16 protein-coding genes and 1 tRNA gene are annotated in these 18,755 nt (G+C 40.2%); 10 read left to right on the forward strand and 7 right to left on the reverse strand.

Features of this window, described 5'->3' with window-relative positions:
* The first annotated feature begins 11 nt into the window (after nt 1-11).
* The 10 genes from OFN73_RS04205 (at nt 12) to OFN73_RS04250 (ending at nt 10,212) form a co-directional block, all read left to right on the forward strand.
* On the forward strand, nt 12-1,166 hold the full coding sequence (locus OFN73_RS04205) for an MFS transporter (RefSeq protein WP_270862370.1): 1,155 nt from the start codon (nt 12-14) through the stop codon (nt 1,164-1,166).
* On the forward strand, nt 1,144-2,352 hold the full coding sequence (locus tag OFN73_RS04210) for a hypothetical protein (RefSeq protein WP_270862371.1): 1,209 nt from the start codon (nt 1,144-1,146) through the stop codon (nt 2,350-2,352). The genes OFN73_RS04205 and OFN73_RS04210 overlap by 23 nt, the downstream gene beginning before the upstream one ends.
* A 25-nt stretch (nt 2,353-2,377) precedes the next feature.
* Nucleotides 2,378-3,052: a pilus assembly FimT family protein gene (locus OFN73_RS04215; RefSeq protein WP_270862372.1), complete on the forward strand. Its 675-nt coding sequence runs from the start codon at nt 2,378-2,380 to the stop codon at nt 3,050-3,052.
* Between the two features lie 24 nt (nt 3,053-3,076).
* The gene (gene metG / locus OFN73_RS04220) at nt 3,077-4,972 is read left to right on the forward strand and encodes a methionine--tRNA ligase (RefSeq protein ID WP_270862373.1); all 1,896 of its coding nucleotides are present in this window, start codon (nt 3,077-3,079) and stop codon (nt 4,970-4,972) included.
* Nucleotides 4,973-5,053: 81 nt separating this feature from the next.
* Nucleotides 5,054-6,043 (forward strand): hypothetical protein, encoded by a 990-nt coding sequence (locus tag OFN73_RS04225; protein ID WP_270862374.1) that lies wholly within the window; start codon nt 5,054-5,056, stop codon nt 6,041-6,043.
* 15 nt (nt 6,044-6,058) lie between these two features.
* Nucleotides 6,059-7,903, forward strand: coding sequence for a menaquinone biosynthesis decarboxylase (locus OFN73_RS04230; protein ID WP_270862375.1), 1,845 nt, complete (start codon nt 6,059-6,061; stop codon nt 7,901-7,903).
* A gap of 15 nt (nt 7,904-7,918) precedes the next feature.
* Entirely contained in the window at nt 7,919-8,593 is a 675-nt protein-coding gene (locus OFN73_RS04235) for a methionine ABC transporter permease (RefSeq protein WP_270859153.1), read from the forward strand.
* A 323-nt stretch (nt 8,594-8,916) separates the two neighbouring features.
* A tRNA-Glu gene (locus OFN73_RS04240) sits at nt 8,917-8,991 on the forward strand.
* Between the two features lie 256 nt (nt 8,992-9,247).
* Nucleotides 9,248-9,889: a hypothetical protein gene (locus OFN73_RS04245; RefSeq protein WP_270862376.1), complete on the forward strand. Its 642-nt coding sequence runs from the start codon at nt 9,248-9,250 to the stop codon at nt 9,887-9,889.
* Nucleotides 9,886-10,212, forward strand: coding sequence for a hypothetical protein (locus OFN73_RS04250; protein ID WP_270862377.1), 327 nt, complete (start codon nt 9,886-9,888; stop codon nt 10,210-10,212). The genes OFN73_RS04245 and OFN73_RS04250 overlap by 4 nt, the downstream gene beginning before the upstream one ends.
* 50 nt (nt 10,213-10,262) lie before the next feature.
* Here OFN73_RS04250 and OFN73_RS04255 read toward each other — a convergent pair whose 3' ends face one another.
* From OFN73_RS04255 to dnaK, 7 genes are all read right to left on the reverse strand, one after another.
* A complete protein-coding gene (locus OFN73_RS04255) occupies nt 10,263-10,601 on the reverse strand; it encodes a chaperone NapD (RefSeq protein WP_270859412.1) in 339 nt (112 codons plus the stop codon).
* Nucleotides 10,598-11,500: a WD40 repeat domain-containing protein gene (locus tag OFN73_RS04260; RefSeq protein WP_270862378.1), complete on the reverse strand. Its 903-nt coding sequence runs from the start codon at nt 11,498-11,500 to the stop codon at nt 10,598-10,600. Before OFN73_RS04260 ends, OFN73_RS04255 begins: the two co-directional genes overlap by 4 nt.
* Before the next feature lie 55 nt (nt 11,501-11,555).
* Nucleotides 11,556-12,275: a nitrate reductase cytochrome c-type subunit gene (locus OFN73_RS04265; RefSeq protein WP_270862379.1), complete on the reverse strand. Its 720-nt coding sequence runs from the start codon at nt 12,273-12,275 to the stop codon at nt 11,556-11,558.
* Nucleotides 12,272-13,051 carry a quinol dehydrogenase ferredoxin subunit NapH gene (napH, locus tag OFN73_RS04270; protein WP_270862380.1) on the reverse strand — a complete coding sequence of 260 codons (780 nt, stop codon included), beginning with the start codon at nt 13,049-13,051 and terminating at the stop codon, nt 12,272-12,274. Before napH ends, OFN73_RS04265 begins: the two co-directional genes overlap by 4 nt.
* Nucleotides 13,048-13,788 carry a ferredoxin-type protein NapG gene (napG, locus tag OFN73_RS04275; protein ID WP_270862381.1) on the reverse strand — a complete coding sequence of 247 codons (741 nt, stop codon included), beginning with the start codon at nt 13,786-13,788 and terminating at the stop codon, nt 13,048-13,050. The genes napH and napG overlap by 4 nt, the downstream gene beginning before the upstream one ends.
* Before the next feature lie 2 nt (nt 13,789-13,790).
* A complete protein-coding gene (gene napA, locus OFN73_RS04280; protein ID WP_270862382.1) occupies nt 13,791-16,568 on the reverse strand; it encodes a nitrate reductase catalytic subunit NapA in 2,778 nt (925 codons plus the stop codon).
* A gap of 293 nt (nt 16,569-16,861) precedes the next feature.
* Complete coding sequence (dnaK, locus tag OFN73_RS04285; RefSeq protein ID WP_270862383.1) at nt 16,862-18,733, reverse strand: molecular chaperone DnaK; 1,872 nt, start codon at nt 18,731-18,733, stop codon at nt 16,862-16,864.
* Between the last annotated feature and the right edge of the window lie 22 nt (nt 18,734-18,755).

Below are 18,755 nucleotides of genomic sequence, written 5' to 3' on the forward strand. Positions count from 1 at the left end.
AGAAGTGGGCTGTGAAAAATTTTAATTTTTTGATTTTATATTTTTGTGCGGTTTTAGCAATGTGCATTATGTATGCGCCACAGCCCCTGCAACCGCATTTCGAGCAAATTTTAGAAATTTCAAAATTTAAAGCCTCACTTTTTACCACTGCAATTTTAGCCCCGCTTGCATTTGCTTCGATAATTTATGGCTATATTTTAGAAAAAGTTTCGATTAAAAATGTCCTAGTGGGGGTGTTTTTTGTATTTGGCGCGAGCGAAATTTGCTTTGCTTTTGCAGATAGTTATGAAATTTTGCTTACTATTCGCATAATCCAAGGCTTCATCGTTCCAGCGGCCCTGACTGGGATAATGAGCTACATCTCCCAAAGCGCAAACAAACAAAACCTAGCCAGCGCAATCGGCGCGTATGTGGGTATGACGATAGCTGGGGGATTTATCGGGCGATTTTTGAGCGGATTTTTTACCGATTTGTTTGGGTGGAGATTTTTCTTTTTTGTGCTTGGAGTGCTTGCATTTGGCGTGAGCGCGCTACTTTATAAAATTTTGCCTGTGATTAAAATCAGCCTTGTCAAACCCAAAATTCGCAACATAGCCCAAATTTTATCAATTCCGCGAAATATCTATATTTTTTGCGCGATTTTTGGCATGTGCTTTGTCTTTCAAGCTACGCTAAATGTTTTGCCATTTGAGCTAAAAAGGCTTCTTGGCGAATTTAACGGCTCGAAAATCGGCTTTATGTATTTTGGCTATATCGTGGGAGTTTTTATTTCCTTTAATGTCGCGCGAATTGCGAATTTTTGCAAGGGTCCGACAAACGCGATTATGATAGGGTTTTTGATATATTTCATCGCGCTTTTGCTTTTGCATGTGGAGAGTTTCGGCGTGATTTTTGGTTCGATGATAGTGTTTTATTTCGGCTCGTTTATGGCGCACTCGGTCGCCACTGCGCATGTCAATAAAAAGGCCACCGCTCACAAGGGCATTACAAACGGACTTTACATTAGTTTTTATTATTGTGGCGGGGCTTTGGGGAGTTTCGTGCCTGGATTTTTGTATGATAGCTTTGGCTGGGGAGCCTTTTTAAGCGCGCTTTGCGTGGTGGTTATGGCGTCGATATTTTTTATATGGAAACTAAAACGATATGAGCTTAGAAAAATTCATTAAAAACGAAATTTTAATCCTAGCGATTTTGTTTTGTGCTGACGCGCTTTTTTTGATTTACGCCATATCAAATTTAAGCATAAGCTACTATGAGGCTGAAATTTTTTATAACCAAAACAGCCTAACTTCGCTCATAGCAAATGTTTCGTGCAAAATTTTCGGACAAAATGATTACGCGCTAAGGGCGCCTTTTTTGATTTTGCATTTCATAAACTGCGCCTTGATTTATAAAATTTCAAAATTTACCCTAAAACGCAGATTTGATAGACTTGTCGCAACTGCGCTATTTATGGGGCTTCCCGCCTCGATGAGTAGCGCGATTTTGCTAAATCCAGCCGGCATTATTATCTTTGCTACGCTTTTGGCATACTATTTTGCCAAAACCAAAAACTGGGGCGCACTTATCGCTGTTTTGGTGCTTAGCGCTTTTATTGATAGGGCGTTTTTTATGCTTTATATTGGTTTTGGAATTTGGGCTTTGAGATCTGGGAAGCGAGAAATTTTTGTGCTAAATTTGGCTCTTTTTGTATTTAGCATAATCTTTTATGATATCGGCACGCAGGGCAAACCGCGTGGGTATTTCCTAGACGCTCTTGGTGTATTTGCAGGGGCGTTTTCGCCTTTTGTTTTTTTGTTTTTTGTCTATGCGATTTATCGAATTTGGATTAAAGAAAACAAAGATTTGCTCTGGTATATCGCTACTAGCGCGTTTTGTTTGGCACTAATTTTTTCGCTTAGACAGCGTGTGGCTATGGAGATGATGCTACCATACTGCGTGATTGCGACGCCACTAATCGTGCGGGTCGTGTTTAATTCATACAGAGTGAGGCTTCCTAGATTTCGCTCTTTTCACAAATTTGCCCTTGGCGTGAGTTTGTTTAGCTTAGTTTTTAGCTATTTTTCTGTGATTTTTAGCGACGCGATGTATGTGGTGTTTTTTCAAAATCGCCCTAGCAAACATTTCATTTATAAATTTGATGTGGCAAAAAATTTAGCTAATGAGTTAAAAAAGCGCGGGGTTGCAAGCGTGCTTTGCGATGATGAGCAAATGCAACTACGGCTTAAATTTTATGGTATAAACAAAGGTTTTGACGCCATAATAGAGGAAAAAAATGAAAGAAATTTTGATCAAAGTATTGATATTTATAAACTTGGCGTTCAAATTGCGAAATTTTATGTTAAAATATAGCGAATTTTTATGAAAGGTAAAAATTATGAGAAAAGGTTTCACATTAATTGAACTTATTTTTATTGTAGTTATAGTTGGGATACTTGCAGCGGTTGCAGTTCCCCAAACAGAGCGAAATGCCCTAGTCGAAGCGAGCGATCAGCTCGTATCACACATACGCTATACGCAACAATTAGCGATGTATGATAATAAATTTGACGCAAATGATCCTAATTGGTTTAGAAGAGTTTGGAGAATACAATTCCATAATGACAATTCCGGTAAAAACGACGGTTGGAAATATACTGTTTTCCAAGATACTTCTAATGCGCTTACTAATCAGCCAAATTGCGGAGAGCCTTATGACTGTGTTGCCAGAGATCCGCAAAATCCAGCTAGACTTTTAACTGCTGGTTTCGCTGGTCAAACCTTTAATAATAGAGGCGATTTGATAAATAACAAAATGTTTTTACAAGGCAAGTATGGCATTGTAAATATTCGATTTACGGCTGGTTGCGCTAATGTGCAAACAATCTCGTTTGATCATATCGGACGCCCAATGGGTGCATTACAAGCTTCTGCTACGCCGTATGATAGGGTGTTTGTCGAGGATTGTAATGTAACACTTACAAATGACGCTGGCGATAGCTCTGTTATTACCATACGCCCAGAAACCGGATATGTTTCATATCAGCTAAGTGGCGCAGATATCAGCCAATAATATAAACCAAACCCAAGGAAAAAGATGAAAAAATACATACTAACGCCTATTTATTATGTCAATGATGTCCCGCATATCGGGCATGCTTATACTACGATTATCTGCGATACTATGGCTAGATTTTATCGTTTGCAAGGGCATGAGGTTATCTTTAAAACCGGCACCGACGAACATGGTCAAAAAATCGAAGAAGCCGCTGCTAAACGGGGCAAAACACCGCAACAATACGCAGATGAAATCAGCGCGAAATTCAGAGAATTATGGGATAAATTCGAAATTTCTTACGATATGTATTCAAGAACGACAGATAAAAACCACGAAATAGGCGTGCAAAATGTATTTCGCAAAATGTATGAAAACGGCGATATTTACAAGGGCGAATACGAGGGGAATTACTGCGTTAGTTGCGAGAGTTTTTTCCCGTCAAATCAGCTAATAGATGGCGAATACTGCCCTGATTGTGGCAAAAAAACTAGAATTTTAAAAGAAGAGAGCTATTTTTTCAGACTTAGTGCTTATGGCGATAGGCTCTTAAAATGGTATGAGAGCGATAAGTGCATTTTGCCTTTGGGTAAGAAAAATGAGGTTATAAGCTTCGTAAAAAGTGGCTTAAAAGACCTTTCTATCACACGCACAGGCTTTGATTGGGGTATTAAAATTCCAAGCGAGTTAAAAGATGATAAACATGTTATTTATGTTTGGTTGGACGCTTTAATGGATTATCTCACTTCCATAGGTTATGGTGTAGATGACGCTAAAATGGACTTTTGGGGCGACACGCTTCATATAGTCGGCAAGGATATTTTGAGATTTCACGCTGTGTATTGGCCGGCGTTTTTGATGAGCTTAAATTTGCCTATGCCACGCACTATCGCAGCGCACGGCTGGTGGACTAGGGACGGACGCAAAATGAGCAAAAGCTTAGGCAATGTCGTAAATCCTGCCGAGGTGGCTGACGCTTATGGTTTGGAGCAGTTTAGATACTTTTTGCTCCGCGAGGTGCCGTTTGGTCAAGACGGCGATTTTTCGCAAAAAGCTATCATTAGTCGCATAAATTCAGAACTTGCAAACGAACTTGGAAATTTATTAAACCGCATTATCGGTATGAGCGCGAAGTATTCGGCAAATATCATAAACTCCAAAGATGTATTAAAATACTACACAGACGAGATAAACGAGGCAAATGCTTTGATAAGCTCGGCGATTGCTCAACTTGAAGAAGTCGCGACAAATCGCTATTTAGAGGAGCTTTGGAAGGCTCTTGCGCTGGCAAATGGCGCGATTGCAAAATACGAGCCGTGGAATTTGATAAAAAATGGCGAGAACGAAAAGGCAAATGCGCTTGTGGCGCTTGTAGCCAATATTTTGGCCAAAGTTGCTGTGCTACTTAGCCCAGCTATGCCAAAAACTGCGGATAAAATCGCATCTGCGCTTGGATTTAAAATTTCAACTGAAATTTACGAAAAACTCTGTCTTCGTGGCGAGTTATTGGATTATAGCGCGAGTGCGTGCGAGCCGCTGTTTGCGAAGGTAGAAAGCGAGCTTATGAGCAGACCAGAGGCGCTAGCTGAGGCCAAAAAAGATGAAAACGCTGAGGCGCAGATCAAAATCGATGATTTTGCAAAATGTGTGATTAAAGTAGGCAAGGTCTTGGAGTGCGAAAATATCGAGGGTAGCGATAAATTGCTAAGATTTATGATTGATTTAGGCGAGGAGGCTCCACGCCAAATCATCAGCGGTATCGCTAAATTTTATAGTCCAAAAGAACTAATCGGCAAACAAGTCTGCGTCCTAGCAAACCTAAAACCAGCCAAAATTTTCGGCCACATTAGCCAAGGTATGATTTTAAGCGCGGAAGACGGCAAACTTACGCTTCTTGGCACACATGGCGAAGTAAAAAACGGCGCGCGAGTAGGGTAGGTTTGTGCTGTTTATCTCCCAAATTTCGGCACAAATTTTGCTAAAATTTAGCGCGAATTTACGCATTTTGGCGATTAAATAATGACAAATTTAGCCAATCTAGTCCGCATTGTAAATGGAAAAATGCTAAACCGCCCGAGTGTTTCGGCGGTGGAGAGTTTTTCTATTTGTGCGCATAAAATTCACAAAAAAGCAGCCTTCATAGCGGTAAATGCGAGTGCAAAAGATGTCGAGACGGCTATTGCAAACGGCGCTTATGCCGTGATTTTTGATAGTGATTTTAAGGTTAGCAACGACGAGGTCGCCTTTATCAAGGTCGAAAATTTAAATGTCGCCTTGCTTAGAATGATTAAATTTTTAGGCGATATTTGGCGCCACCAATTCGTGCTAATTGATGAAATCCAAGCCTCGATTTTGCGCTTCATCAGCGTGCCAAAAAACCTGATTTTTGCTCCAAACACGCTTCACGAGCTTTTTATTCATCTAATCAGCCACGAGCAAAAGCACATTTATTTCACCAAAAATAGGGAATTTTTACAGCTTTTGGAGATTAGCTATCAAAAAATCGAAAAAGATGAAAATTTAAGCGAAACTTACAGCGGGTCGATATTTTATTCGAGTTTTATTTATGATGAAATTTATTATTCAAATTTAGTTTTTCCGCAAATTTTCCTGCCAGATTTGTGTGGAATTTTGAAATTTTTGGGGCGCAAAAATATCGAATTTAGACTTCAAAATTTCAGCGCTCTAAGCCATTTTGAGCCGATTTTCGTGGATAAATTTTTAAATATCACCCCTTTTGGTGAGAGTTACCGCGCCTTTATCATCGAAAGTGATAAAGAGCTTTTTGTGCGCGCGGCGCAGTATTTGCGGGCTAAATTTAGGGATAAAATTTTAATTTGCGCGAGCTGGGACGATGAGTTTGGCGAAACCGCAATCGATTTTAGATTTTCAAAACTAGAAATCCTAAAAACAATCCCAGAGTTTCACTATGCCCTGATTTACGGCAACCGCGCTGATATAGTGAGTTTTTTGAGCCAAAAACCGCGCGAGAAAAATCTGTTTTTTTAAATTTAGGAGGCGTGAATGAAAAGCGTAGAAAATATAGAAAATCTCATTACAAGCAATCCTTGGATTCACAAACTCCACAAGGCTGGGCTTTTGCGCATTATCGCTGAGCCTTGCGATATAGATTTAGAAATCGCTCATATCAGCTATATCGAGGTAAAAAAGCCAAATTCGCAAGCTCTGCTTTTTTTAAATCCGACAAATTCATCTGGGGCGAAATTTGCGCCGGTGCTGACAAATGTTTTTGGGAGTTTCGAGGCGCTAAATTTGATTTTAGGCCGTGAAGTAGAGGAGATCGCAGGCGAAATCGAAGCGCTTTTAAAGCCAAAAAAACCAAAGAATTTTAAAGAAAAAATCGATTTTCTCTCGTATTTAGTATCGCTTCGCAAGGTTTTTACAAAAAGAAAAAAAGTGCAGGGCGAGTGTCAGCAGGTCGTGCATACTGGCGCGGATGTCGATTTGGGCGCGCTTCCTATCCTAAAAACTTGGAAAAACGACGGCGGAGCGTTTATTACTATGGGGCAGGTTTATACGAAAGATTTAAACGGCGATACCCAAAATTTGGGCATGTATCGCTTGCAAGTCTATGATAAAAACCGCCTTGGCATGCACTGGCAAATCCACAAAGACGGCGCGCATTTATATCACGAATACGCGCGCGCTGGGCGCAAAATGCCAGTATCAGTGGCGATCGGTGGCGATCCGCTGTATATTTGGTGCGGTCAAGCGCCCCTGCCAAAGGGCGTTTTTGAGCTTTTACTCTATGGTTTTATCCGCAAAGAGCCAGCCTGCCTAGTCAAATCTATCACAAACGATATTTATATCCCGCATGACGCGGATTTCGTGATAGAGGGCTTCGTCGAGCCTGGCGAGATGTGCGATGAGGGGCCATTTGGCGATCATACGGGCTTTTATACGCCGATTTTGCCGTTTCCGGTGATGAGAGTGGAGGCTATCACGCACAAGACAAATCCGATTTTTGCCGCCACAGTTGTGGGCAAACCGCCACTAGAAGATAAATTTATGGGATATGCCACAGAGCGCATTTTCTTGCCACTTTTTCGCACGAGCGCGCCTGATTTGATTGACTATCGTATGCCTGAAAATGGGGTTTTTCATAACCTAATTTTGGCTAAATTTCACTCTCGCTACCCAGCGCACGCCAAACAGCTTATGCACGCATTTTGGGGCGTGGGGCAGATGAGCTTCGTAAAACACGCGATTTTTGTGGGTGAAGATGCGCCAAATTTGGGCGATTACAGGGCACTAGCAAAATTTATCCTTGATAGGATTTCGCCTAGATCACTCACATTTAGCGAGGGTGTGTGCGACCAGCTAGATCACGCTAGCCCAAATGCGTGCTTTGGCGGTAAGCTTGGTATCGATGTTTCGCAGCCTAGCGCGAGTCCTGCGCCACAGGTGCTTAGCGATGAGGATTTGTTGGAGAGCTTTCACAATGTCAAAAAAGATGTAGTCTCCCTAGCGCAGCACTTTACCGAGTGCAAAAATCCCTTTGTGCTTGTGAATTTGAAAAAATCTTCTAGTGTGAGGGATACTTTTGAGCAACTTTGCAAGGAAGCAGGGGCGAATTTTAAAATTTTGATTTTTACAGATGAGAAAAATGACCCAAACAATCTATATATGAGCCTTTGGCGTGTGGTGAATAATATCGACGCTCTACGCGATGTTTTTATAAATGGCGAGCATATAGGAATCGACGCTACTAGCAAGGGCGCGCAGGACGGGTATGATAGGCAGTGGCCGGGCGAGACGCTGTGTTCGCGCGAAGTGCTAGAAACTCTGGTAGCTAGGGGGCTTATTGAGCGCGACGAAGAGTTTTGGCATAAATTCGAGATAGTTTAAATTTGGAGATTGAAAATGTTTGAGAGCATACAGGGATTTTTTAATTCACAGATTACTTCGCTTTTGTTAGAAGCGACGCGAGATACGCTGTATATGACCTTCGTATCGACATTTTTGGCGTTTTTGCTAGGTAGCGTGCTAGCTATCGTGCTGGTGCTCACGCGCGCTGGCGGGCTATACGAAAACCGCTCGCTATACGCTGTGCTTGATATCGTGGTGAATATCTTGCGAAGTTTTCCGTTTATTATCCTGCTAATCGTGCTGTTTCCATTTACGAAAATGCTCGTAGGCACGAGTATCGGTACCACGGCGGCGATTGTGCCTCTAACAATCGGCTCTGCGCCATTTATCGCGCGTCTAATCGAAAGTGCGCTAGTCGAGGTCGATCCCGGCGTAATCGAGGCTGCGAAGAGCTTTGGGGCGAGTAAGTCGCAGATAATCTTCCGCGTGATGTTCGTCGAGGCACTGCCTGCGATAATAAACGCTATTACGCTTACTTTGATTGTGATTATCGGATTTACGGCTATGGCTGGCACGGTCGGTGGCGGCGGACTGGGCGATGTGGCGATTAGGTATGGATTTCAGCGTTTTCGCCCTGATATTATGGCTTATACGGTCGTGATTTTGATAGTAGTCGTGCAGATTATCCAAAGTGTGGGAAATCTGCTATATAAAATCACGAAAAAATAGTGGAATTTGCGTTGGTTTTGTTTGTAGAATTTGAGTGAATTTTGAATTTGTGAATTTGAATTTGCGCTAAATTAGCCCGCAGAATTTGCATTTAAAATTTGCTCATTTAATCTGAATTTGTGCGCAAATTTAGGTTGATTTGAGAGAAAATTTCGCTGTTTTCACACGCTGTCTTGGCGGGCTGTTTATTTTCGTGCCAATTTTCAAAATTTGATTTAAATTTTAGCTATTTAACTTAAAATTTGAAATTTAGCGCAAATTTGCTTTCAATTTTATCTTAAATTTATAATCCTTTGGGTAGAATCATGTTTCTTATTTTTTGTGGCCCATTCGTCTAGCGGTTAGGACACTGGCCTCTCACGCCGGTAACAGGAGTTCGAGTCTCCTATGGGTCACCAATTTTAATTTTTAATCATTTCTTAATATTTATGATTAATTCCTAATCAATGATATTTATACAGTTCTTCTTTTTGCTTTTATGTTATAATCGTTTGGTTAATTTACAAATTTAAATCTATTAGTCTTAAATTTTAAATTATTTTAAGAGTATATCTTAAAATATCGTAAAATATGTCGAGAGAAAAACTTTACTATTTAAGTATAAAATTTAATTTAGAAGTGTTAGTATTACAAATCGAATAAAAGGAAAGAAAAATGCAAAATATACGAATACATGAAGATGAAAATTTTCATCTATTTTTAAATGATTACATCAAAAAGCACGATAAAATTTCTAGTTTAAAGCCATTTTATTTTTATATGATAGTGATGATTTTGCCTCTATTTTTATCAAAAGATATCAAATTCTCAAATTTTATAACGCAATTTATTAACTTTATGGCGGATTTTTTTCCAAATATAAAAATAGTTGCCTCTCTTAGCAAACAGTCCGATTTTATCGCATTTTACTATGCTTTTAGTTGGTTAGTTATTATTGGAATTTGCATTTATTTGATAATAGATATCCCAAAAGCCTATGAGCGTTCGCAAGATTTTTTTGGAACAGGCAAATTTCAAAAACATGAATTAAGTAAAATTTTAATTGATTATTATAAAAAAAGGAGATTTTGGACTTTTATAGCACTTGTTCTACTTTTTAATGTGGCTTTCAAAAATTTCACGGGTAGTATATACACTACAACTTTATTTAATTTAGAATTGCATAAATATTTTGATAATAGCGTCAGCTTATATATTATAAATTTTGTGTTTCAAGGTTTTGCTTTGTTGGTTGCCGTAGATACGGTTAGAATTGTTGTATTTCATCTCTTAAATTTAAGAAAGGTTAAAAAATGAGTGATATGGCTAAAAATGTAGAAAATAATTCAACATATGAAGATATAAAAGATAAATTTGGCTCTCTTGTAGATGCGGTCGATAAGGCTTTTTCTGATAAAAATCTTGGGTTTTTGTCAAGCCCTATTGTTGCTGCAAAACTTGCGGATAAAATTTTAACAGCGCAAGATTTTGATTTGTTTAAACAAAATTTTAAAAACGGCGTAAAAGAACAATATTGTAATTCGGATATTAAAAATAAAAATTTCAAGGCTACATTTACTTATAATTTTGATAATGAATATTTCATGGATTTTACACTAGGTCTCTCTGATTGTCGCTAAATTTTAAAAGGCCAAATTCTGCCAAATTCAGCCTTTAAAAAGAGGTAAATTTAGATATTTAAACTACCGCCGTATTTGATTTTTTTGATTTCTGGTTCTTCGTCGATTTTTTGCATAATCTCTTCTATATTGTTGCTGTTCGCGGCGTCGATTTGCTCGTCTAGGTCTTGGTATGAGTATATCATAGCTACATCGCTTACGCCTTTTAGGGCTTGCATAGCCTTAAACGCACCCAGCTCTTGATCTAGGCTCTCGGTTTGGATAGTCGCTACGATTTTGCCATCTTGTGCAGCCACGACTTCGCAAAACTCTATCTTTGCCACGAGAGCACTAAGTTCGTCCAAATTTGTCTTATTATCTGTGTAGATTATCACGCTTGAAATGTTCATTTATAGCTCCAAAAATGAATTGTTTTGTCGTATCCTGCGCCAACTAAGTGATCGCCATAAAATGTCATGTTGTTTATGATTTCGCCATCATAAGGGATTTTTTTGATGATGCTTCCAGCTTTGTTTATGATATTTATGCCATCAAGTGTCGTAAATGCGCCAAAATCCTCGCTTAATGCCACACTATACACGATAAAGCCAGTTTCGAAAAGCTTAGACTCTCTTGCGTTTTCGTAGTAGCAGGTTTTGTCGTTTGAGCCAGTTATCACCCTCTCGCCTACAAAGGCTACATTGAAGACATTGTCTTTGTGGATACTTTTTTCGCGTAAGAATTTTTTCTCTTTTGTGTCAAAAAAGTAAATCATACCGCCTTCGTTTGAAAGAAGCAATAAATTTTTCTCGCGGTCAAAGCTCACACCACCAAAAGGCGAATCTGAAATTTTGTGCTCGAATTTTACCGATTTTGAGGCTATGTCGTAGTATAAAATTTCGCTTCCCACGCCTAGTAAAATGATAGTATTGCTATCTAGCAAAAATAGTCTTTTGATACCAGTTATCGGCAAATCAAAGGTGTCAAGCGTGCCATTTTCATACACGGCGAGTTTTTTGTGCATATAATCGCCATTTATCAAAAGGGCAAATTTTTCACCTAGTTTATCGACATCGATGACCTTAGAATCGATATTGCCATCGACATAGCTTTTGACTTGCGGAAGAGCTAAAACAAGAGTAGCGTTTTCATCGCTCCTACTTATACTAAAAAGCTTTCCGGTGTCCGTGCCAGCATAGATTTTTTCATCCATTTGCTTTAAAATCGCGATGTTGCCATCTACTATGACTTTGTCATTTGCAAAAAGAAAGGTTGCTAAAAAGATAAAAGCAACGAATAATTTTTTCATTTTTTACCTCGTAAATTTTGTGTGAGTTTGGAGGTCCAAACTCACAACAAAATGGTTATTTGATATCAGCGCCCTGATTTAAAATGTCAAGTAAATTTGAGCTAGTATTTGAGTCTGCAAAGCGACTAAAATCTGCTTCAAATTTGTTTTGAACTAGCTCGGTTGCGTTTGTTTGAATAACATGGCAAGAAACGCAGTCGTATCTAGCCATAGAAAGTGCGCCATCAAGGCTCTTTTGATTCTCATCACGCAAATCTGCTAAGTGGCTTTGTGGGACTGATTTGATCTGCATAGCCTGTGCAGCCTCTGGAAGGTGGCATGTGGTGCACATGTTGTTTTCGGCTGTGATAGGTAGCATATCGTCCAAAGTGTGTGGGATTAGCGGAGGAGCGTTCTCGAAGCTTCTCTCGAATACCATATTTTCGCCTGGTGCGCCACCTTTTACCTCATAAGTAGGCAAGGTTAGGTTTTCGTTAGTGTAATCCTCTCTAAATTTAGGACTTTGCGCAAGCTCTAAATTTGGTATATCTTCCTTTTTCTCGACAACCGGCGTTGGTGTGGCTGGCTCTTGTGGCGCAGCAGCTGGCGCTACCTCTGCCTTAGGCGCTTCTGCTTTTACTTCGTTAGTAGTAGCAGGTGCTGAGGCGGGTTGTGTTTGCGCTACTGGTTGGTTTGTATTTGAGCTCGCTTTGCCTTTTTCATCTTGGCAACCGCTCAAACCCAAACAACAAATTGTAGCTGCAACAAGGCTTAAAAAAGCAAATTTCTTTTTCATTTTTTTACTCCTAGTATGCTAAAATTTAACGCATCATCATCGCAAATTTGGACACATCTACCGCAACTTATGCACTCAGAATCGATTTTAAAACTCTCTTTTGAGACCATTTTTAGCACCTGAACCTCAGGGCAAACGCTCTTGCATTTGTTGCATTTGGTGCATTTGTTTGCATTATGAAAAATGCGAATTAAGCTAAATTTACTTGCTATCGCCCAAAATCCCCCTAGTGGGCATATATGGGAACATATTATTCTATTTCCTGCGAAAATTTCAAATATCACAATGATTGCGGCTATACTAAATGCACTAACGCTAAGGCTAACGACCGCTCTTGTGAAAAATCCGACGAAATTTAGTATCTCAAAGGCTGCTATACTAAACAATCCGCTACAAAGTAGGACTAAAACTAACAAATAGTATCTAGCGTTTTTGCTGACGCTAAACATTTTGGTCTGGATATTTAAAACTTTTCTTATCCAAGCTGCCAAATCTGTTAGGATATTGATAGGACATACCCAACCGCAAAAAGCTCGTGGCGCAATCAAAGCGTAAAACGCAAATATGATTAACGCGCCAACTATGCTAAGCGCACCTAGGCTAAAACTTGCCAAAAATAGTTGAAGCACGGCAAAAGGATCGCTTAAATTTATAACTCCAAAAAGCACTGACGAACTTAAATTTCCTTGCAAAATTTTAAATCCATAGCAGTTTCCAGCTATGAAAAGGCCAAGGATTAGGAATTGAACTAATCTTCTTAAAAGTGTGTATTTCATAGCTCGCCTCCGTTTAAGTAATCAATACCTTTTTTCAAATTTAAGTTGATTTGGCTATCGGCGTCTTTTAGCTTCGCGTCATCGCCTTCGATCCAACCTTTGACATAGTTGTCATTTGCCTTGCCTAAAACCGAATTTCGTGGTAGCACCGTAATGGCTGCTTTTTCGGTTATACAGGCTTTCTCGCATTTTCCACACCCCGTGCAGTAATCGCTATCGACAACAGGAAGCAATAATGCGTGTTTTTCGGTTCTTTCGTTGCGTTTGTATTCGATAAATAAAGCCTTATCCAAAACAGGGCAGGCTCTATAACATGCGTCGCATTGAATTCCAAAGTATGCAACGCAGTTTTTCTGATCTACTACTGCAACGCCCATTTGTGCTTTGTTGATATTTAATTTGTCATTTTCGCTAACTTTTTGTTTATCTAACGCGCTAGTTGGGCACGCTACTGTGCAAGGTATATCCTGGCACATATAGCATGGAGTTAGTCTTGGCTGGAAAAACGGAGTTCCGTTTGGCACTCCGCTATCGCCAAATTCTGCTAGTTTTAGCGTATCAAATGGACATGCCTCTACACACAGCCCGCAACGAATACATTTGCTCATAAATTCTTTTTCATCAAGGGCACCTGGCGGTCTTAGACGGATTTTATCCTCTGCTCTAGCAAATTCACAAAATCCACTTCCGCCTGCTACAAGCAGTCCTAATAAACCTAAAACTTCGCGTCTTTCCATAATTATGCCTTATAAATTTTTACTGCGCATTTTTTATAGTCTGTCTCTTTTGAAAGAGGGCAGGTCGCGTCTAGACAAACTTTGTTGATAAATACATTTTCATCAAACCAAGGAACATAGACAAGACCCACAGGCGGAACATTTCTACCTCTGAAATCTACTCTTGCTTTTACTTTTCCTCTTCTTGATTCTACCCATACAATATCATTTTGAGCTATGCCCATTTTATCGCCGTCTGCTTTGTTCATAAAGCATAGAGCTTCTGGAACAGCGCGGTAAAGCTCAGGAACACGCATAGTCATCGTGCCTGAGTGCCAATGTTCCAAAACACGACCTGTGCATAGCCAGAACGGATACTCTTCGCTTGGCATTTCGCATGGATCCATGTAAGGGCGGAAGAAAATTTTACCTTTGTTTTTAAATGAAGTTTTCTCATCGCCTGAGGTTGCGCTTTTCATATCGCCTGTCGGAAGTGCGCCTTGGTTACCATAGAACGCAAAATCACTATCAGGAGCTGCTTTTTTAGCGTAAGTGTCGTATTTGGTATTAAATCTCCATTGAGTCTCTTTACCATCGACAACTGGCCATCTAAGACCTCTAACTCTATGATATGTATCAAAATCAGCTAAATCGTGTCCGTGTCCGTCGCCGAAAATTCTATACTCTTCGAATAGATATTTATGCACGAAGAATCCATAGCCTTTAAATACCTCTCCGTCGCTTCCTACGACATTTCTGCTATCGCCGAAAACTTCGGTGCAGTCAAAGCCTGCGATGATTGGATCATCTGCTTTGTATTCAAGTGCGCGTTTGTTAGCGAACAATACATCAAATAGAGTATCTTCTGGATCGTAACCCATTTTTTTCGCTTCTTCTAAAACATCTGGCAAGGTTAGCTTATCATCGATTTTTCTCTCGCCCCAGAAATCTTTAATTTTAAAGCGTTTTGAGAATTCTAAAATTTGCCATGTATCGCTCATCGCTTCGCCTACTGGCAATACTTGTTGTCGCCAGTGTTGAGTTCTACGCTCAGCATTACCATAAGCTCCCCATTTCTCATAAATCATAGCAGTTGGCAAAATCAAATCCGCTACTTTTGCAGATACGCCTGGATATGGATCGCTTACTACGATGAAGTTATCCATCTCTCTTGCTGCTTTGATCCAGTGGTTAGCATTTGCGGTGTTGTGCCATGGGTTATTTACATGAACCCAAGCAAATTTAACCGCGCCATCTTCAATATCTCTCATTAGTTTTACATAAGGGAATCCTGGGCGTGGGTTGATTGTGCCAGCAGGGATTTGCCATACTTTTTCTGTCATTTCTCTGTGTTTTGGATTTGCTACGACCATGTCAGCTGGCAATCTGTGGCAGAAAGTTCCTACCTCGCGTGCAGTTCCGCAAGCACTTGGTTGTCCTGTTAGCGAGAATGCGCCTTCGCCTGGTTTGGCTTGTTTGCCTAGCAAGAAATGCACCATATAGCTTTGCTCATTTACCCAAGTTCCTCTTTGGTGTTGGTTCATACCCATTGTCCAGAAGCTTACTACTTTTCTGCCTTTTTCGACATATAAATCAACTAAGCCTTGAAGTTTTTTCTTGAAAGTTTCTAAATCCTCGTTGTCATCGCCTTTGGCAAGTTGGGCAACGAAATCTAGTGTATAAGGCTCTAAGGCTTTTTTGAAATCTTCAAAACCGATTAGCCAGTGAGCATCAGCTTTGCCATTGCTTTTATTTTCTAGCGTGTCGCCAGCTTTCATACCAAGGTATGATAGTGTTACGCCTTCGTTTTCGCTAAGAACTTTTGATAGCTCTTTTTCTACTGTATCGACCTCTTTTGGATCAAATTTAGGGTGTTTTGGATTTGGCCTCATACCATAACCGATATCAACTGGACCTGTTGCAAACACACAGTGCTCTTTGACGAAATTTTCATCAAACGCTTCTGGGTGGTTATATACAATCTCGTGAGCGATTAAATTCCAAATCGCAAGGTCAGTATGAGGTTTGAAAATAATCTCAATATCTGCAATGCTAGAAGTTCTGCTTGAAAAAGTTGATAAATTTACAACTTTGTATTTATCAGGATTTTTAAGTTTAGCGTCATTTACGCGAGACCAAAGCACTGGGTGCATTTCTGCCATATTGGCACCCCAGCACACTACTGTATCAGTTAGCTCGATATCATCGAAGCAGCCTGACGGCTCATCGATACCAAATGTTTGCATAAACGCAACAACCGCACTTGCCATACAGTGGCGAGCGTTCGGGTCGATATTGTGAGATCTAAAACCTGCTTTGATAAGTTTGACAGCAGCGACACCTTCCATGATAGTGTATTGACCGCTACCAAATACAGCTAGGCCGCTTGGACCTTTTTCCTCGTAAGCTTTTCTGAATTGCGCTTCCATGACATCAAAAGCTTTTTTCCAGCTAACTTCGCCGAATTTACCTTTTTTGTCAAATTCGCCTTTTTCGTTCATACGCAAAAGAGGTTTTGTGATACGGTCCTCGCCATACATAATCTTAGCATTAAAATAACCTTTAATGCAGTTAAGACCACGATTTACGGGGCATAGTGGATCGCCTTTTACAGCTACGATTTTTCCGCCTTTTGTGGCAACCATAATACCACAACCGGTTCCGCAAAAACGACAAGCCGCTTTGTCCCAGCGCCAGTCTTTTTCGCCATCCGCTGCACTAGCTAGGCTTGGGGCAGAAATTCCAGCGGCACTACACGCAGCAGCAGCTGCTGAACTTTTGATAAATTCTCGTCTGTCCATAGAATTATCCTTTCTTTCAAAGAAATTTGTGAAACACAAGGCAAATTATAACAAATTATTAATCAAATTTATTGATTTAAATCAATAAAATTTGCAATAAATCCCTAAATTTCTAATATGTATAAAATTATAATTTTTAAATTTAAATAAATTTAGCACGATTTTGCTCTAATAATCGAATTCCTGCAAATTTTGTATTGATATAGAATATTAATGTATGTGGATAAAATTAAAATTTGATATTTTGGAAATTTGGGCCGAAATTTGAGCTAGCAAGCTAGCTCAAATTTTATTTATTCGACTTCTGCGTCGATGACATCATCGTCTTTTTTGGCGTTGTTTGAATTTGCGCCTTGGTTTTGGTTGGCGCTAGCTGCTTTGTAAAGATCCTCAGCCGCCTTGCTTAGGGCATTTACCTTGGCATCTATTTGATCTTTTGTCGCGTTTTCGTTTTTGAGAACTTCTTTTAAATCATTTAGTGCGCTTTCGATATTTGCTCTTAGTTCGCCTGGGACTTTTTCGCCCATTTCAGCAAGTGATTTTTCTGTTTGGTGAGCGATAGCGTCAGCGTGATTTCTAGCATCTACGCTTTCTTTGCGCTTTTTGTCCTCTTCTTTGTGAAGTTCGGCGTCTTTTACCATTTTGTCGATTTCCTCGTCGCTTAGACCGCTCGAACCAGTAATGCGAATATCAGTTGCCTTGCCTGTGGCTTTGTCTTTTGCGGTAACAGTTAAAATTCCGTTTGCGTCGATGTTAAACTCAACCTCGATTTGAGGCACACCGCGAGGGGCTGGCATAATGCCTTCTAGGTTGAAATTTCCTAGTGATTTGTTATCTCTGGCAAATTCTCTCTCACCTTGCAAGACATTGATCGTAACGGCTGTTTGATTATCCTCAGCAGTCGAGAAGACCTGTGATTTTTTGGTTGGGATTGTAGTGCCTTTGTCGATAATTTTAGTCATTACATTGCCAAGCGTTTCGATACCAAGGCTAAGTGGCGTAACATCAAGCAAAAGCACATCTTTTACATCGCCTTTGATAACAGCACCTTGCACGCTTGCGCCGATTGCGACGACTTCGTCTGGATTGACGCTTTTATTTAGCTCTTTGCCAAATGCTTTTTTGACCTCTTCTTGCACAAGTGGCACGCGAGTTGAGCCACCGACCATGACGACCTCTTTGACATCGCTCATACCAAGACCTGCTTCGCTAACGACGCGTTTTAGAGTGTCGATTGTCTCATCTACCAAACTATCAATCATGCTTTCAAATTTAGCCCTAGTTATGGTTTTCATAAGGTGTTTTGGGCCCGAGGCATCTGCTGTGATGAAAGGTAAATTTACCGTTGTCTCCATTGCACTTGAAAGCTCTTTTTTAGCGTTTTCTGCGGCCTCTTTTAGGCGTTGCATTGCCATAACATCATTTTTAAGGTCGATTCCGTTTTCTGCTTGGAATTCGCTTGCTAAAAAGTCAATTACTTTGTTATCAAAGTCATCGCCACCAAGGAAGGCATTTCCGCCAGTTGCTAGCACTTCTACCACGCTATCGCCGGTTTCTAGCACGGTGACATCAAATGTTCCGCCGCCCAAATCATAAACCACGATTTTTTCGGCTTCTTTTTTGTCTAATCCATACGCCAAAGCTGCCGCGGTTGGCTCATTTACGATACGAAGGACATTTAGCCCTGCGATTGTGCCAGCTTCTTTTGTCGCTTTTCTTTGGCTATCGTTGAAATACGCAGGCACAGTGATGACTGCATCGACCACAGGCTCGCCCAAGAAGGCCTCAGCGTCCTCTTTTAGCTTGATTAAAACTTTTGCTGAAATTTCTTGTGGGGTATAGACTTTGCCCGCGATTTCGACCGCGCACGCACCGTTGCGATCTACGATTTTATACGGAAGGCGTTTTTTGGCCTCTTGCGCGTTTTTCTCGTTCATCATCAAACCCATAATTCTTTTAATCGAATAAATCGTTTTTTCAGGGTTTGTAACAGCTTGGCGTTTTGCACTATCGCCGACTAAAACCTCGCCTTTGTCGGTAAATGCGACAACTGATGGAGTTGTGTTTTTGCCCTCTTTGTTAGGAATAATCTTGCTTTCGCCCCTTTCAAAGATACTGACACATGAATTTGTTGTGCCAAGATCGATACCAATTACTTTTCCCATGTTTTATCCTTTTTATTAAATT

The organism is Campylobacter sp. JMF_14 EL1, assembly GCF_027737585.1.
In the GTDB taxonomy this organism is placed as follows: Bacteria; Campylobacterota; Campylobacteria; order Campylobacterales; family Campylobacteraceae; genus Campylobacter_B.

Excerpts from the sequence above, each read along its gene's own strand:
- OFN73_RS04210 (WP_270862371.1), top strand. The coding sequence starts at position 1,144 with ATGAGCTTAGAAAAATTCATTAAAAACGAAATTTTAATCCTAGCGATT.
- OFN73_RS04215 (WP_270862372.1), top strand. The coding sequence starts at position 2,378 with ATGAGAAAAGGTTTCACATTAATTGAACTTATTTTTATTGTAGTTATA.
- metG (WP_270862373.1), top strand. The coding sequence starts at position 3,077 with ATGAAAAAATACATACTAACGCCTATTTATTATGTCAATGATGTCCCG.
- OFN73_RS04225 (WP_270862374.1), top strand. The coding sequence starts at position 5,054 with ATGACAAATTTAGCCAATCTAGTCCGCATTGTAAATGGAAAAATGCTA.
- OFN73_RS04230 (WP_270862375.1), top strand. The coding sequence starts at position 6,059 with ATGAAAAGCGTAGAAAATATAGAAAATCTCATTACAAGCAATCCTTGG.
- OFN73_RS04235 (WP_270859153.1), top strand. The coding sequence starts at position 7,919 with ATGTTTGAGAGCATACAGGGATTTTTTAATTCACAGATTACTTCGCTT.
- OFN73_RS04245 (WP_270862376.1), top strand. The coding sequence starts at position 9,248 with ATGCAAAATATACGAATACATGAAGATGAAAATTTTCATCTATTTTTA.
- OFN73_RS04250 (WP_270862377.1), top strand. The coding sequence starts at position 9,886 with ATGAGTGATATGGCTAAAAATGTAGAAAATAATTCAACATATGAAGAT.
- OFN73_RS04255 (WP_270859412.1), bottom strand. The coding sequence starts at position 10,601 with ATGAACATTTCAAGCGTGATAATCTACACAGATAATAAGACAAATTTG.
- OFN73_RS04260 (WP_270862378.1), bottom strand. The coding sequence starts at position 11,500 with ATGAAAAAATTATTCGTTGCTTTTATCTTTTTAGCAACCTTTCTTTTT.
- OFN73_RS04265 (WP_270862379.1), bottom strand. The coding sequence starts at position 12,275 with ATGAAAAAGAAATTTGCTTTTTTAAGCCTTGTTGCAGCTACAATTTGT.
- napH (WP_270862380.1), bottom strand. The coding sequence starts at position 13,051 with ATGAAATACACACTTTTAAGAAGATTAGTTCAATTCCTAATCCTTGGC.
- napG (WP_270862381.1), bottom strand. The coding sequence starts at position 13,788 with ATGGAAAGACGCGAAGTTTTAGGTTTATTAGGACTGCTTGTAGCAGGC.
- napA (WP_270862382.1), bottom strand. The coding sequence starts at position 16,568 with ATGGACAGACGAGAATTTATCAAAAGTTCAGCAGCTGCTGCTGCGTGT.
- dnaK (WP_270862383.1), bottom strand. The coding sequence starts at position 18,733 with ATGGGAAAAGTAATTGGTATCGATCTTGGCACAACAAATTCATGTGTC.